General features: G+C 52.4%; 13 protein-coding genes. 11 read left to right on the top strand and 2 right to left on the bottom strand.

Annotated features, from left to right (window positions below; all coding sequences use genetic code 11):
• Positions 1 to 89: 89 nt before the first annotated feature.
• Together ACIDEJ_RS02615 and ACIDEJ_RS02610 are read left to right on the top strand one after the other, a co-directional pair.
• Positions 90 to 662 (top strand): lipocalin family protein, encoded by a 573-nt coding sequence (locus ACIDEJ_RS02615; RefSeq protein ID WP_411986527.1) that lies wholly within the window; start codon positions 90 to 92, stop codon positions 660 to 662.
• A gap of 161 nt (positions 663 to 823) precedes the next feature.
• Positions 824 to 1165, top strand: coding sequence for a hypothetical protein (locus ACIDEJ_RS02610; RefSeq protein ID WP_411986526.1), 342 nt, complete (start codon positions 824 to 826; stop codon positions 1163 to 1165).
• 84 nt (positions 1166 to 1249) lie between these two features.
• Here the strand turns inward: ACIDEJ_RS02610 and ACIDEJ_RS02605 are convergent, their stop codons facing one another.
• Positions 1250 to 1861 carry a class I SAM-dependent methyltransferase gene (locus ACIDEJ_RS02605; protein WP_411986525.1) on the bottom strand — a complete coding sequence of 204 codons (612 nt, stop codon included), beginning with the start codon at positions 1859 to 1861 and terminating at the stop codon, positions 1250 to 1252.
• A 21-nt stretch (positions 1862 to 1882) separates the two neighbouring features.
• Here ACIDEJ_RS02605 and ACIDEJ_RS02600 point away from each other — a divergent pair, with 21 nt between their 5' ends.
• From ACIDEJ_RS02600 to ACIDEJ_RS02560, 9 genes are all read left to right on the top strand, one after another.
• Positions 1883 to 2110, top strand: coding sequence for a hypothetical protein (locus ACIDEJ_RS02600; protein ID WP_411986524.1), 228 nt, complete (start codon positions 1883 to 1885; stop codon positions 2108 to 2110).
• A 294-nt stretch (positions 2111 to 2404) separates the two neighbouring features.
• Complete coding sequence (locus tag ACIDEJ_RS02595; RefSeq protein WP_411986523.1) at positions 2405 to 3703, top strand: OmpP1/FadL family transporter; 1299 nt, start codon at positions 2405 to 2407, stop codon at positions 3701 to 3703.
• Between the two features lie 181 nt (positions 3704 to 3884).
• On the top strand, positions 3885 to 4598 hold the full coding sequence (locus ACIDEJ_RS02590; protein ID WP_411986522.1) for an SIMPL domain-containing protein: 714 nt from the start codon (positions 3885 to 3887) through the stop codon (positions 4596 to 4598).
• A 139-nt stretch (positions 4599 to 4737) separates the two neighbouring features.
• Positions 4738 to 5769: an efflux RND transporter periplasmic adaptor subunit gene (locus ACIDEJ_RS02585; RefSeq protein ID WP_411986521.1), complete on the top strand. Its 1032-nt coding sequence runs from the start codon at positions 4738 to 4740 to the stop codon at positions 5767 to 5769.
• Positions 5770 to 5784: 15 nt separating this feature from the next.
• Positions 5785 to 9018, top strand: a complete 3234-nt coding sequence (locus ACIDEJ_RS02580) for an efflux RND transporter permease subunit (protein WP_411986520.1) — start codon at positions 5785 to 5787, stop codon at positions 9016 to 9018.
• Between the two features lie 16 nt (positions 9019 to 9034).
• Positions 9035 to 9247: a YgaP family membrane protein gene (locus ACIDEJ_RS02575; RefSeq protein WP_411986519.1), complete on the top strand. Its 213-nt coding sequence runs from the start codon at positions 9035 to 9037 to the stop codon at positions 9245 to 9247.
• Positions 9248 to 9263: 16 nt separating this feature from the next.
• Positions 9264 to 9638, top strand: coding sequence for a rhodanese-like domain-containing protein (locus tag ACIDEJ_RS02570; protein ID WP_411986518.1), 375 nt, complete (start codon positions 9264 to 9266; stop codon positions 9636 to 9638).
• Between the two features lie 105 nt (positions 9639 to 9743).
• Positions 9744 to 10088: a VF530 family protein gene (locus ACIDEJ_RS02565; protein WP_411986517.1), complete on the top strand. Its 345-nt coding sequence runs from the start codon at positions 9744 to 9746 to the stop codon at positions 10086 to 10088.
• Positions 10089 to 10743: 655 nt separating this feature from the next.
• Positions 10744 to 12792, top strand: a complete 2049-nt coding sequence (locus ACIDEJ_RS02560) for a TonB-dependent receptor (RefSeq protein ID WP_411986516.1) — start codon at positions 10744 to 10746, stop codon at positions 12790 to 12792.
• A 148-nt stretch (positions 12793 to 12940) separates the two neighbouring features.
• Here the strand turns inward: ACIDEJ_RS02560 and ACIDEJ_RS02555 are convergent, their stop codons facing one another.
• Positions 12941 to 14599 carry a dipeptidyl-peptidase 3 family protein gene (locus ACIDEJ_RS02555; RefSeq protein ID WP_411986515.1) on the bottom strand — a complete coding sequence of 553 codons (1659 nt, stop codon included), beginning with the start codon at positions 14597 to 14599 and terminating at the stop codon, positions 12941 to 12943.
• Positions 14600 to 15049: the final 450 nt, after the last annotated feature.

The raw sequence follows: 15049 nt of genomic DNA, 5'->3' as shown, positions 1-15049 counted from the left end.
TCCCATGCGCCATAATGTTGTCATACAGCCCCTGTTGCTGCCTGATGCCTGATGCCTGATGCCTGATGCCCCGATGAAGGAGCCTGAACATGAAACTGTCACCGTTACCAAGCATGTTACGTTGTCTCGCCAGCCGCGGGTGGCTATGGGGCTGCCTGTTACTGAGCGGCTGCACACTGATGGCGCAAAAAATTGCCGTGGTGGAGGATTTTCAAACTCAGGCTTATCTGGGGCAATGGTATGAAATTGCTAGGCTTGATCATGGTTTTGAGCGTGATTTAACCCACGTGCAAGCCCATTACCGTCTGGATGGCGATGCCATTCGGGTGACCAACACGGGCTATAACCCCAAGACACAAGCATGGCAAACCGCAAAGGGCGTTGCCTATTTCATGGAAGGGGAAAAGCGCGGCCGCTTGCGGGTCAGTTTTTTCCGGCCTTTTTACGGGGCTTACCAAATCCATGCCCTGATCCCCCAGTCGCCGGTGGCCGGCCAATATCAACATGCGGTGGTGATGGGACCCAGTAACCAATATTTATGGTTGCTGTCACGCCAGCCCCAGGTGGATGACGCCATCAAACAACGCTTTGTAAACCTGGCTCAACAACTGGAGGTGGCGCCATCACAGCTCATATGGGTAGTGCAATCGCCAAAACCTTAAGGTGAATCACCAGGTTTGGCACCAGACGTTCCAACCACTTCATGAATATTTTTATTGTGTTATGATGCCCCTCCTGCAGACATCCGGCATACAGCCTTTAGCCCATATCGGGCGGGAAAAGGCTGGCGGGAAAACTGCCATCACACAAACGGTCACACGGAATGAATCACCTTTTTACCTATGCATTAGCCCTTGAGGATGCCCAAAACGGCCCGGCCATCGCGGCACAAACCGCTTCTGAAACCTACAGCGAAGATGATGGCGTGGTCATTGAACATCATGAGTGGGTGGTGGAATTTGCCAACGGAGTCACGTTACAAAAACAGCTTGAGCGCGACCACATTGACGTTGCCGATGATCAAGTGTGTGAAGAGTGCTGGATTAGCTACCGGATTATTGCCAAGCCTGAGCATTTGCACATTACGCCCATGGTGAAAAACTTCACCAATCATTGCCAGGAAGCCTTTTGGCTGAAATTGCACAAAACCCAAGCAGCCTTGTAACCGCACCTCGCAACGCCGTTGATGCAATCCGACTGCCGCCCTTGTGCAAGGGCGGCATGGGTCATGCCTGGGCAAGCCACAGACTTACTGAAACGTACCTGCCGGTTTTATGGCCAAGGTTACCCCGGCCAGCCCCCACACATGGCGGCTGTTGGCAATATCAAAGCCCGCGGCGCGCAAGCACTGATGCAATTGATGATGATTGAAACGGTTTTGCTGGGGATGCTCAAACAGGCGGCGGCTCAGCGGATTGCAAATCGCGGCCCGGTACAACTCTTCCACCACAAATGCGCCGCCGGGCTTGAGCACGCGAAAAACCTCCGATACGGCGCGCTGCCAATCAGGAATATGATGGAATACGGCAAAATCGCACACCAGATCAAAGCGGTTATCCATGAACGGTAACTGGCTGCCGTCCGCCTGGGTCAACTGCAGCCAGGATTTTCCGGCATAACGGGCAGCGCAGTAATGCAGCATCTGCTCATCCAAATCCACGGCGGTCACCGCCGCCGCGCCAAAGCCCTTACGCAACAAGGTGATCCCCTGGCCAAACCCACAGCCGATTTCCAGGGCATGTTCCACCGCCGGCAGGTTATGGTTGAAAAGCCCCAGCAATAACGGCTGCTCCAGTTGCAATTGCAACCATTGCCGTGCCGGATGACGCACCACATAACGTTCTAGTTTATTCAGTTTCATCAAACATCCCCTGTATCGGTCATGGATAAAATCCCGGCCAAGCCGCCAGCGTTATATATGGTATGCGCCAGTGACAAACAGATTAACACGGTAAAACATTCTCATGACGCCAAGGCAAAACCGGCGTCAGCATCTACCACTATCCTGCTGTTATCAAATGTTTTTATGTTACAGCCCGGCAACCTGACGGCAGCTCCTTCCCCAACGCTTGACCAACAAAGCGTACAGCTGTTCGCTAACCTCTTTTAACGGGTAATGGATAAGCCAAGGGCCTTGGCCGCTATCCCCTGCAAAGCATAATTTTTAATTTATACCTTAAAATCAATCAACTATTGGAAAATTTTCCGCACAAGACGTTTGTTAACAGCGGATTTTTTTAGCGAACTGGCGCACACAAATGCCGAAAGCATTAAGTGGAACAAGTGTACGCATCTGGTCGGACTTGTTCCCTCAGAAACATCCCCCTAACATGCCAGCTAATTTTCGGGGGAGTTGGTGTCAGCCAACAAATAAAAACAACACTATCAAGAGCACCATTATCAGATGAATCATTTTAAAAAATCGCTTCTGACGGTCAGCCTGTTGTTGGCTGCAACACAAACACACGCTGCCGGTTTTCAGCTGAACAGCCAGTCTGCCAGCGGCATGGGCCGCGCCTTTGCCGGTGATGCGGTCATTGCCGATAACGCATCCGTGTTATCCCGCAACCCTGCCGCCATGGCCTTGTTTGACCGGCCGACCCTGTCTGCCGGCCTCACGTATGTAGACATTCAAGTGGATGTAAAGGACGTGAATTTTGCCGGCGGACAAATTGATCTCGGGGGCATTGAGGATGCGGGCAGCACCAAGCTGATCCCCAATTTTTATTATGTGCATCCGCTGAATGACAAATGGGCCGTTGGGGTGGCCGCATTCTCCAATTTCGGTACCGGGACAGACACCAGCTCATTGTTAAACGGTGCCAGCATCGCCCCTTATGATCTGATTGGCAAAACGGAAGTGACCACCGTCACCCTTAACACCAGCGTATCTTACCGTGTCAATGACATGTTAAGCATTGGCGCCGGGCTGGACACCATTTACGGGAAAGGCAAGCTGACCCGTGATGCCGGTAATATCCCGCTGGTCAATGTGGATGCCGACGGCATGGGATTTGGCGGCATTGTGGGCGCCACGCTGGAGCTTAACCCGCAGCACCGCTTTGGCCTGAGCTACCGTTTCAGCCCAACCGTGACGGTAAAAGGGGATATCAATGTCATCAACAACCAGGAGCTTCCGGGCTTGGGCACCCAGCAACTGGCCATTGATTTCAACAAACTGGAAGTGCCATTGGCAGATATTGCCCAGTTTGCCGGTTATCATCAGCTGACAGAACGTTTTGCCCTGCATTACACTGCCCAGTACACCTTCTGGGGGCATTTCGATCAGATCACCACCAAACAGGGAACGGCCACCATTGCCAGTGGCGATTATGCCGGTGTGCAAGCCGCCACGGATGTCACTGCACCACTGAAAAAATATCACTGGAAAAACTCCTGGCTATTCAGTTTGGGGGGCACTTATCAGCTAAGCGATGCCCTGGCATTACGCGCCGGTTACATGTTTGACAACGGCGTAGTGGATGAGCTGAGCTCACTGTCCATTCCGGATTCTGACCGTCACTGGTATACCGTAGGCGCCAGCTACCAGCTGTCTGATGCCATGACCATTGACCTGGGGGTTGCCCAGGTATGTGGCACTGAAGAATCACTTATCGAGCACAGTGCCCTGGTGGGTGATGTCAATGCCAAAACCCAGTCAAAAGCCACGTATTACTCCATGCAGTTCAACTACCGTTTCTAACATTGCCTGACCGCTGTGCCACTGCGCTGGCAGATGACAATAAGTGCGATAACCATGAAAGCGAGTGACCCTGTCACTCGCTTTTTGCTATATTGCTTTGGCAATCTCCGTGAAGGGCGTGCTGTCGTATCCCTTCTGCATACAACATTTCTGCCTATTTTCCGCATACAAGGAGTCCGGGATGAACAAGCAATCCGTATTGGCCGCTGCGCTGCTGGGAGCATTTATCTGTGGCGGGCTGTACCTGCTGGCCAGTGGCATTGGCAACAGCCTGCTCACCATAAAGGCCATGGACCGGGTGGTTACCGTAAAGGGTCTGGCTGAGCAGGAAGTCACTGCCGACGTGGCGATTTGGCCGGTGAGCTTCAATGAAGTGGATAATAACCTCAATACCCTGTACGAATCGGTGCAGCAGAAAACCGAACGGGTAAAACAGTTTTTGCTGGCTCAAGGGTTCACCCCCGAAGAAATCACCATCTCCCAACCCTCTACCCAGGACCGGCAAGCCCAGGGCTATGCAGACCCTAACGTAAAATACCGTTACAAGGCCAAAGTAACCTTGTCCGTCTATACCCATCAGATAAACAAGGTGCTGGAGAGCCGTAAAAAGCTGCTGGAACTTGCCAAAGACGGCATTGCCGTGGCTCAGGATTATGACAATCGCACGGAGTTTCTCTATACCCAGCTCAACAGCATCAAACCCCAAATGGTGCAACAGGCCACCGAAAATGCCCGTGAAGTGGCGGAAAAATTTGCCCGGGATTCCCAATCCTCCATTGGCAAAATCAAGACCGCCAGCCAGGGCACGTTTTCCATTAACGACCGGGACAGTAACACCCCTTACATCAAAAAGGTCAGAGTGGTTTCCACCCTTACCTACTACCTGAAAGATTAATCCCGGGTCGGGGCTTCCGGCCAATTTTTGCTGATTAATTGAGGTGTTACTAATGGTTTATTTTTTACGTACACTGTTGCGTATTGAACGCCACTCCATTAGAATTTTCTCATAGATATGTTTCTGAGAGATAAATCCTATGCGAGGACTGTTGTTAACCACCCTGATGGTGGGATTGGGACTGCTTACCAGCCCGACACTTAAAGCAGCGACAAAAGATGTCGCCACTGTGACTGTTGTCTCCCAGAAAGCACCTCATATGCTGGTGCTGGACGGTACCCTCGAAGCCGTGAAATCCGCCACGGTTTCAGCCCAAACCAGTGGCCGCATCGTCAAACTCAATTTTGACGTGAACGACTTGGTGCCGGCCGGTGCCCCCTTGCTGGAAATCACCAGCAAGGAGCAGGGAGCCGAACTGGCCGCGGCTGAAGCCGGTTATGCCCGGGCCCAGGCACTGAATGTGGAAGCCCAGAAAACCCTTGCCCGTTACCAAACCCTGTTTCCCCAAGGCGCCATTTCCAAAGGTGCCATGGATCAGGCGGTAGCCAATGCCAAATCCGCCCAGCAGGCCGCCAGTGCCGCTTTGGCTCAAATCACCAAGGCCCGTGAATCATTGAAGTACACCGTGGTGTCGGCCCCTTATGCCGGGGTGGTAACCGCCCGCCATGTGGAAGTGGGTGAAGCGGTAGCCCCCGGGCAACCGCTGCTCTCCGGTTTTGCCACCGGTAAAATGCGGGCGGTGATTGAAGTGCCCCAGCGTTACCGTGAAGCCTTGATCAAGGCTGGTGCGGTGGATGTCTCCCTCAGTGACGGCCGCAAGTTTCATGTCACGGAACCTGTCATCTTCGGCTTTACCGACACCCAGAGCCATGCCTATAAAGTGCGTCTGCCGCTGCCGGAAAATACGCCCGCCTTGCTGCCCGGCAGCTGGATAAAAGCCCGTTTTCCGGTAGCTGAGCGGGAAATCACCTTCATTCCCCTCAGCGCGCTGTACAGTGTCAACGAGTTGTCGGGCGTTTATCTGCAGCAGGGAGATCACTTCATCCTGCAGCAAGTGCGTCTGGGTGCCACCCGCGGCGATGAAGTGGAAGTGCAGGCAGGCTTGAGTGCCGGTGACGTGATTGCCGCCAATGCCTATCAGGTATTGCTCTCCCACCCTGTGCAGCAGTAAGCAGGAGTCAAGGTTATGAGTAAAACATCAGGAGTCGGCATTTCCGGCCGGATTGCGGCCATGTTCCAGGACAGTGCCATCACGCCATTGCTGGCGCTGCTGGGGCTGTTGATGGGGCTGTTTGCCATCATGATCACCCCAAAGGAGGAAGAGCCGCAGATTGATGTCACCTTTGCGGACGTGTACATCCCCTTCCCCGGTGCCAAACCCGCCGAGGTGGAACAACTGGTCACGCTTCCTGCTGAGGAAGTGATTTCCCAAATAAAGGGAATTGACACCCTCTATTCATTTTCCCGCCCTGACGGCGCCCTTATCGTCGTGATTTTTAAAGTGGGCATCCCCCGCAATGAAGCCATCGTCAAACTCTATAACCAGATTTATTCCAATCTGGATAAGTTGCCGGCGGCCGCCGGCGTGGGCCAGCCCCAAATCAAGCCCATGGGCATTGATGATGTGCCTATTGTCAGCCTGACCTTGTGGTCGGAAGACCCCCAACTGTCGGCCCAGCAACTGACCCATGTGGCACACGGGCTGGAAACCGAGCTGAAACGCATTCCCGGAACCCGTGAAGTATCTACCGTGGCGCCCCACGACCTGGTGCTCAATGTACGCATTGACCCGCAACGGATGAACCACTACGGCGTGAGTTACGACAAGATCCGCAGCGCATTAACCGCCAACAATGCCGTGTCCATGCCCGTATCGCTCATTCAGGGAAACCAGGAAATCAAGGTTCAGGCCGGGCAGTTTTTGCAATCCATTGATGATGTCAAGCAACTGGTCATTGCCGTCAACACCGACAGCAGCGGCCATGGTGTGCCGGTGTATCTGTCGGATCTGGCGGATATCAGCCTGAAAGCCGATGTGCCTACCGCCAGCGCCTGGCACTACAATACCGAGCGTGATGGCAACCAGCTGCAACAAGGGCTGTTCCCCGCCGTCACCATTGCCATTGGCAAAAAGCCCGGAGAGAACGCCGTGGATGTGGCGGATGCGGTGCTGGCAAAAGTGGCCCAGACCCGCAATGTGCTGATCCCGGAAAAAGTGAACATCACCGTATCCCGCAACTATGGCGTTACCGCGGCAGACAAATCCAATACGTTGATATTCAAACTGATATTTGCCACCACCGCCGTGGTTATCTTGGTGCTGTTTACCATGGGCATGCGTGAAGCGTTAGTGGTGGGCGTCGCCATTGGCATCACCTTGGCCATTACCCTGTTTGCCTCCTGGGCCTATGGTTTCACCCTCAACCGGGTATCGCTGTTTGCCTTGATATTCTCCATTGGGATCCTGGTGGACGACGCCATTGTGGTGGTGGAAAACATCCACCGGCACATGGCCATGGGCAAACGCTCCTTTAAAGAGCTCATTCCCGTTGCCGTGGATGAAGTCGGCGGCCCCACCATTTTGGCAACCTTCACCGTGATTGCCGCCCTGCTGCCCATGGCTTTCGTTTCCGGGCTGATGGGGCCTTACATGAGCCCCATTCCCATCAACGCCAGTATGGGCATGCTCATTTCCCTGTGTGTGGCATTTGTGGTCACCCCTTGGCTGAGTCGCCATCTACTGAAAAACCATCATGAAGGTGAAACCCATAATCCCGATGCGGTAAACCCCAAAATGCTGAGCATTTTTACCCGGCTCATCAAGCCCTTCCTCGAAAGCCGCAAGGCGCGGGTGGGGCTGGCCGGCGGGGTGGCAGCGCTGATCATGATTGCCGTGGCACTACCGGTGGTTCAGCTGGTTGTGCTGAAAATGATGCCTTTTGACAACAAATCCGAGTTTCAGGTGATTGTCGACATGCCGGAAGGTACGCCAGTAGAACAAACCGAGAAAGTGCTTAAAGCGTTATCGGGCTATCTTGCCACCGTACCGGAAGTGCGCAACATGCAGCTTTATGCCGGCACTCATGCGCCCATCAACTTTAACGGTCTGGTGCGGCATTACTTCCAGCGCAGCACCCAGGAAGCCGGTGATATCCAGGTGAACCTTACCGACAAGCATCACCGGGATCGGGCCAGCCATGATATTTCATTGGCGGTACGCGGCCCACTGCAAGAGATAGGCAAAAAATTCAATGCCAACGTGAAGGTGGTGGAAGTGCCTCCAGGTCCACCGGTATGGGCGCCGATTGTGGCGGAAGTTTACGGCCCCAGCGAATCCATCCGGGAGCAAGCCGCACAAGAGTTAATGGCACTGTTCCATAAAACCCAGCATGTGGTGGACATTGACATTTACTTGCCGGCCCAACAGGAAAAATGGCAGGTGAACATTGATCGCAGCAAGGCCAGCCTGCTCGGCGTGCCCTATGCCAACATCGTGGATATGGTGGCCACCTCCGTGGGCGGCAAGGATGTGAATGTACTGCACAAAGGGATGCAAAAATCGCCTGTGCCCATCCGTTTGGAGTTGCATGATGCCGACAAACCCAACCTGACCCAGGTATTGTCGATGAAACTCGACAGCCAGTTTGGCGGTACCGTGCCCCTGTCAGAGCTGGTATCCATCCATAAAGGCAGCATCGACATGCCCATCATCCACAAGAACATGGTGCCCATGATCATGGTGGTGGCAGACATGGCCGGCCCGTTTGACAGCCCCTTGTACGGCATGTTTGAAATGGCGGCGGATATCGACAGTCCAGAGGGGCTGGGATTCAGCCAGTACTACGTGCAGCAACCGGACGGCTTGAATGCGGTAAGCGTGAAATGGGACGGTGAGTGGAAAATCACCTACGAAACCTTCCGCGACATGGGCATTGCCTACGGCGTGGGCATGATAGCCATCTATCTGCTGGTAGTGGCCCATTTCCGCTCCTATCTGGTGCCCTTGATTATCATGGCGCCCATTCCGCTGACCATTATCGGCGTAATGCCGGGCCATGCCTTGCTGGGTGCCCAGTTTACCGCCACATCTATGATTGGGATGATTGCCCTAGCAGGGATTATCGTGCGTAACTCCATATTGTTGGTGGACTTTATCAATCTGGAAACCGCCGCAGGCAAACCTTTTGAGGAGGCAGTCATCCACTCAGGCGCCGTGCGTGCCAAGCCAATTATCCTCACCGCGCTGGCGGCCATGATTGGCGCCCTGTTCATTCTGGATGATCCCATCTTCAATGGGCTGGCCATCAGTTTAATCTTTGGTATTTTCATCTCCACCTTGCTGACCCTGGTGGTGATCCCCGTACTCTATTACGCTGCAATGCGTAACCGTATTGCACATTTAACCCAAATGGCTCAATAGGCCGAAGGAGCTGAATATGTCTGTAGAACGTGCCACTATGGCGTTTGCCGGTTTTATGGTAATGTTGTCGATGCTGTTAACCGCCACCGTTCACCATGCTTTTTTCTGGTTGACACTGTTTGTCGGTGCCAACCTGTTCCAAAGTGCGTTTACCCGCTTCTGCCCTGCCAGCATGTTGATGCGCAAACTGGGCATGAAAACCGAAGCGGAAATCGCCCAAGGGAAATAACCGGACATTTTAAGTCATGTTGAAAATCAACTGTGCCGCCTTGCTGGCGGCCTTGTTATTGCTCGCCCCCCAGGCATTGGCCAGTAACACCACGGCGGATGCCGGTGTGGCCTATGGCAAGATTGCCAAAGGCGCCATGGTGATTGATGTGCGCACTGCAGAGGAATTTGCCACCGGGCATTTGCCTCAAGCGCACAACATTCCCTACGAGAACATTGTGCCCATGCTGCAACAACTGGGTGTAAATGCCCAGCAGTCACTGGTGCTGTATTGCCGCAGTGGCCGCCGGGCCGATGTGGCCAAGGCCGCGCTGGAAAAAGCGGGCTATATCCATGTTTACAACGCCGGGGGCTATCAGCAACTGACAACGTTCAAGGCGCAGCTTAACTAAGCCTGCGCTTGGTGCCGATACCATAAGCGGCCACCTAAAACCTCATGTTAACCGGTGAATCATGCTACCATGTGCGCAGTTTCCCCTTGATGTGAGGTTTTTCTTTTGACAACACCCCCTGACAATCAGGCCGCCAGTAAAGATCCCCTGCACGGGCTTACCCTTGAGAACATTCTCAAAGCCCTGATTGCCCACTATGGCTTTGACGGACTGGCGCAGCACATCCGCGTTCGTTGTTTCAGCCATGAGCCAAGCCTCAAATCCAGCTTGAAATTTCTGCGCAAAACCCCATGGGCCCGCGCCAAGGCGGAACGCTTGTACCTCACCATGAAAGGCATTGCCATTCCGGATTACCTGCGACAAGCTCCCGAGCCGGCCAAAGCGCCCCAAAAAAGTGCTAACGCGACCACCTCTTCCCAAAGGGTGAATGCGGGTATCTGGAAACAGTAACAACTCAAATGCCGGATAATGCCCCGTCACATTTCATCCGGCGCAACGCCCCTGCCAAGATGCACTGGAACGAGCCGTGCCAGTCACATAATCCCCATTTTGCCTACCACCATGATGATGCATGCTTTACTGCTGCCATTGCGCAGCCCCCTGACACCTGCTGGCCACCCGCATCAACACCCTGCCCAAAATTGATATAACTTATTGTTTTATTGAACTTTAATTTTTATCTCTTATACAAATCACGCCCACACACTCAATCAATTACAAATGAAAATAAATATCATTTGTAATTGATTTTAAAAGCCGTTAGATTAGCGCAAAACACAGCGACAGGTAACGGTCATATCACATAGCCCCGAATACCGAATATCCAGAGATTAATACAGCGCGCCAAATGACTTGGCTGATGTAATTGTCAGCTACGGGATTTTTTCGCCAAAAAGAATGTTTCTGATGCCAAAGGCAATATTACCAGCCGCATTTTTTGATATTGGCATTTATTTCATCAATGTTCATTGCCATTGAAAATTTGACCGGAAATGCAGCCGTTTTAATAAGCTTTTTTATAAAAAAGCATAATCGAATTCAATAAAAACATAACGTTAAATTAACCAACATCACCCGATACTTAAAAATACAGTTCCGGAGAATAATGATGATAACCTTTCTACAGTCAGCCAAATTACCCCTGGCCATTGCCATTTCCACAGCACTCACCGCCCACTACGCCATTGCTGATGATGCAGCCCTGGATGCCAGCAAAATAGAACGCATTGTGGTGGTGGGTGAAAAAACCGAAAAATCATTGAAAGACACCACCTCCTCCGTGGCGGTACTTTCAGAAGAAGTCCTTAACAGTACCGAATTCAAATCCCTTACCGAAGCCATTGCCGACATCCCCAATGTGGTGTCAGTTGCTGGCGTGTTGCCGGATATCCGCGGCGTGAGCGGTAATGGTTCTGCCGGGGGCTTCAACTCCATTTCCGGCGGTGCCAAAGGGCGTGTGGCCATTTTGGTTGATGGCGTGGCACAGCCCTTTGTGGCTGACAATACGGGCGATAGCGGCATATGGGATGTCCAACAGGTGGAGGTGTATCGGGGCGCCCAATCCACCAGTAATGGCCGTAACAGCATTGCCGGTGCCATTTACATCAAGACCAAGGACCCTACGGATGACTGGGAAGGAGCCGTGCGTGTGGGTTACCGCAATCAGGCACAATACCTGGATACGGCCGCCGTGGTCTCTGGCCCGTTGATTGACAATACCCTGTCATTTCGCCTTAGTGCACAACATCTGGATGGTGAAACCCTCACCGACGACAGCGGCTATGCAACCAACCCGCCAACGTATAATTTGAACGGGATAAAATCCACCCGAATAAATGCCAAATTAAAATGGACGCCGAGCGATAAACTCACCTTCTTGCTCAGCCATGCCGATAATGATGAAAAAGGCGATATTGGCCGCAGTTATTACAAAGCGGATAATATTGACCAATTCAATAAACTTTATTTCAGGAATATCAATAACGACGTTGCTACCACCAGCTTAAAAAGCAATTACCGCATCAATGATGATATGGAATTGGAAATACTGGCTGCCGTAATGGATTATCAATGGGGATTTGACAGCTATGAGCCTACGGTGGCAGATCAGCAACAACTCTCCTTTGATGAAAAAAACTATACCCTGGACAGTAAACTGTCTTTCGGGAAAAACAGCCGTGACATTTTCGGATTTATCGGCATGGCCTACTTCCAGCGGGATCACGATATTTTAAGTACCGGAGCCTATCCTTATCACGGCGATGATGACAGTGATTCATTATCTGCCTATGGTGAAGTCAATGTTGTCCTGAGCGACCGTTTCACCCTGCTTACCGGTGCCCGTTTTGAGCGGGAAAACCAGGCACGGCATTTCATTTATGGTGCCATTGACGCCGACCTGGATAAAACAACCCATATCTTTTTGCCCAAAGTCGCCCTGCAATACCATGCATCCGATGACACCACCTTGGCGCTCAGTGCTCGCCAGGGCTATAACGCCGCCGGTGGGGCACTCAATTTCACGGCGCAAAACTACTACCATTACGATGAAGAAAAGGTCACCACCTATGAACTGAGCAGCCGCAGCGCGCTGGCTGACAACAAGGTGTTCGTCAGTGCCAACCTGTTTTACAACCGTTATGACGGCTATCAGGCATTAAGCTCCAGCCGTTACATTACCAACCTGGATGACGTGGCCACCTACGGCGCTGAATTTAGCGTACATGCCAATCTGACCGAGGATTTGGAGCTGAATACCGCCGCAGGATTACTCCATAGCGACATTAAAAATGCCGGTACGGACTATGCCGGCGTCAATGGCAACAAGCTTAACTCCGCACCCACATTCACCGGTAATCTTGGGCTCACCTATTGGCTCACCAATGAGCTGAGCACGGCTATCAGTGCCAATTATGTGGGTGAATATTATGGTGATTTTGAAAACACCCAGGCACAAAAAGCCGGCGATTACACCCTGGTGCGCTGGAAAGCCAGCTATAAAACCGCCAATTGGCAGATTACCGGTTTTATCAATAACCTGTTTGATACCCAGGCGATAGTGAATCGCGGCGCCGTCAGCCGGGCCTACCCCACAGGTTATGTGGCCGTTGCCGACCCGAGAAATGTCGGGGTATCGGTTACCTACAGTTTTTAACCGGGGACGTGATCAGTTAAGCCCCGAAACCCCATACCTTGGGCTTACCGAACAGAAAACTGCTTGCAACAGAAAACCGGGCGTGATGATGAGCGCCCGGTTTTATTTTCAGTGCACATATCCAATGGCAGTCCGATGGCCCAACACATCAAATCCTGGCGGGATAAATCGGCTGAATATCCACGGGCACCTTCTCCAAACGGGCATTTACCTGACGCACCCCATCATCAAGCTGGCCATATTTCTGTAAAAATGCCTTGGCTGCCTGATAATCCCCGTCCCCCTGCAGCACCACCACATCATGTACCAGCGCCCCGATGGCCTGCTCCAGTTTGGCAAAGTCTATCTGGTACAGTCCGTCGGCATGCAGCATCAATGCCCCTTTGTCCCGGAAATAACGGTACTGATATGCCGCCCCGATGCCATGGGCTTCGTGCACCCCAAAACGCATGGAGCGAAATAGTCCGGCAATGTAAGTGGCCAGCAGATTATTTTTCTCCGCCAGCGGCAGCTCGCCTTTGTGCATCAAAAACAAGATGTTATAAGCCCCCATTACATCCGCTTTACCCTCTTCAATACCGGAATAAAGCTCCTGTAACTGGGCTGCCACGGTTGTGGGCTGGCCATTTTTCACAATCGAGCCAGGCCCCAATGAATGGGACAGCTCATGAAACAGGGTTTCATACCCGAAATATTGCTGATCCAGCAACTTTGCCTGTTCCGGGATCAGGATATGAGCGGCCATGGGTTTCATGATGCGTTCGAATTTTGCTGCCATCACATTGTTCAGCAATACCTTTTTTGCCCCTTTGGCTTCCCTGACCCGCTCATCATTGGGCAAGTTAAAGGCGATGGTCTGCACGCCAGGCACATTGTCGCCGCCGCCCTGGATCTGATCGGCCACGGCAATGGGTGATGCAAAACCCCGTTTGAAATTTTTATAACTGTCAGGCACCGGCAGGTTGGCTTCCATATCCCGCAGGTATTTTTTGAAGCGATCCAGTTTGGCGGATGCCTGCGGATCCTTAATGGTCACAAAGGCTTCAAAGGCGGTTTTATTGCCAAACAAACCGTCGGTATAGGTTTCATAGGGGCCAATAGCCACTTCAATGGGTGTGTCTTTCAACTCCATCCAGGCAATTTCAGAGGCAAAATAATCATCACTGAGAAACGCTTCAGCCCGCAGCTGCAAAAACTTTTTCAAACTGGGGTTGGTGGTGATGGCCGCAGCCTCTTGCAGCAATTCAGCTGCAGGTGCCAACCACTGGCGGTAATATTCGCTGTAGGGAATGGCCACCAGCCGCTCACCTTGCCGACGGATCACCGTATACAGGCTGGTGAAGGCGGCTTTATCCTGGGGGTGCTGTGCCAGCCAGGCGTTAAATTCGGCTTTGGTCAAATCCTGGGGATAAAAACCGGCACCGGGCGCATTCTTTTTGCCGCCAAAAAAGGGATGCCCTGCTGCCAGATTATCCCACGGGCCAAAATGCTCATCAAACATCTCCAGCAGCAAGGCTTTTTCCGGCAGGTGACTGCTGGCAATTTGCTGGCGAATGTGTGGATTTTTTTCATTTACCTGACGCAGATAAATGTCACTCATCAAGCGGGCGGCCTGGATCAGCTTGTTGACCACCTGTTTTTGCTCATCGCTCAAAAATGCCGTATTCACCTGCATCTGTACCGGTACAATTTTATTGCGCTGTTGTTGCAGGTTATATGTGGCAACGGGAGAATTGGCCGCACCGGCCGGGAGCATGGGCAATGTGAGTAACCCGCCCAGCGCCAATGCAATTAGGGATTTTTTCATGAAATGTCCTCTTCTGATAGCCGCCGCAACAGCCGCGCCGGTAATGACTGCAGGTGATGTATGTTGGAAATGATTGGCATGATAACCTGCAGCGACACGGCCCAAAGCCGTGTTAATGAAAAAGGCATTATTGAAAATGTACTGTCCGCTGTCCAGCGCCAGCAGGAAATGTCCGGCATTTTGCCCTGTCGCATGCCGTTAAACCTGGCGCCATCCCCATCATCGCAATCATGGGCACACCCATAAAAAAACTGCCGGTACCCGAGCACCGGATACCGGCAGCCTCACCGTCGGGAAAGCAGCAACATAGGCATTCATACGCCTGCACTGCTACCTCCAATTCCCGGCTGTGACCTGATGTACGTTATCTACAACCTTTGCGGTTTTTTCGCCATAACGCCTTAATTTTCGATCTTAGCATCCACGCCTTAAAAAAAGCCATTGAACCAT

It is taken from the genome of Shewanella mytili (assembly GCF_046765975.1).
Taxonomy (GTDB): domain Bacteria; phylum Pseudomonadota; class Gammaproteobacteria; order Enterobacterales; family Shewanellaceae; genus Shewanella; species Shewanella mytili.
The sequence above is the reverse complement of the archived record's forward strand: the minus strand, read 5'-3'. Positions and strand labels throughout refer to the sequence as shown.

Bases quoted from the DNA above. Each gene is read 5' to 3' on its own strand.
- ACIDEJ_RS02615 (WP_411986527.1), top strand. From the start codon at position 90: ATGAAACTGTCACCGTTACCAAGCATGTTACGTTGTCTCGCCAGCCGC.
- ACIDEJ_RS02555 (WP_411986515.1), bottom strand. From the start codon at position 14,599: ATGAAAAAATCCCTAATTGCATTGGCGCTGGGCGGGTTACTCACATTG.
- ACIDEJ_RS02610 (WP_411986526.1), top strand. From the start codon at position 824: ATGAATCACCTTTTTACCTATGCATTAGCCCTTGAGGATGCCCAAAAC.
- ACIDEJ_RS02590 (WP_411986522.1), top strand. From the start codon at position 3,885: ATGAACAAGCAATCCGTATTGGCCGCTGCGCTGCTGGGAGCATTTATC.
- ACIDEJ_RS02595 (WP_411986523.1), top strand. From the start codon at position 2,405: ATGAATCATTTTAAAAAATCGCTTCTGACGGTCAGCCTGTTGTTGGCT.
- ACIDEJ_RS02585 (WP_411986521.1), top strand. From the start codon at position 4,738: ATGCGAGGACTGTTGTTAACCACCCTGATGGTGGGATTGGGACTGCTT.
- ACIDEJ_RS02605 (WP_411986525.1), bottom strand. From the start codon at position 1,861: ATGAAACTGAATAAACTAGAACGTTATGTGGTGCGTCATCCGGCACGG.
- ACIDEJ_RS02570 (WP_411986518.1), top strand. From the start codon at position 9,264: ATGTTGAAAATCAACTGTGCCGCCTTGCTGGCGGCCTTGTTATTGCTC.
- ACIDEJ_RS02575 (WP_411986519.1), top strand. From the start codon at position 9,035: ATGTCTGTAGAACGTGCCACTATGGCGTTTGCCGGTTTTATGGTAATG.
- ACIDEJ_RS02560 (WP_411986516.1), top strand. From the start codon at position 10,744: ATGATGATAACCTTTCTACAGTCAGCCAAATTACCCCTGGCCATTGCC.
- ACIDEJ_RS02580 (WP_411986520.1), top strand. From the start codon at position 5,785: ATGAGTAAAACATCAGGAGTCGGCATTTCCGGCCGGATTGCGGCCATG.
- ACIDEJ_RS02600 (WP_411986524.1), top strand. From the start codon at position 1,883: ATGGATAAAATCCCGGCCAAGCCGCCAGCGTTATATATGGTATGCGCC.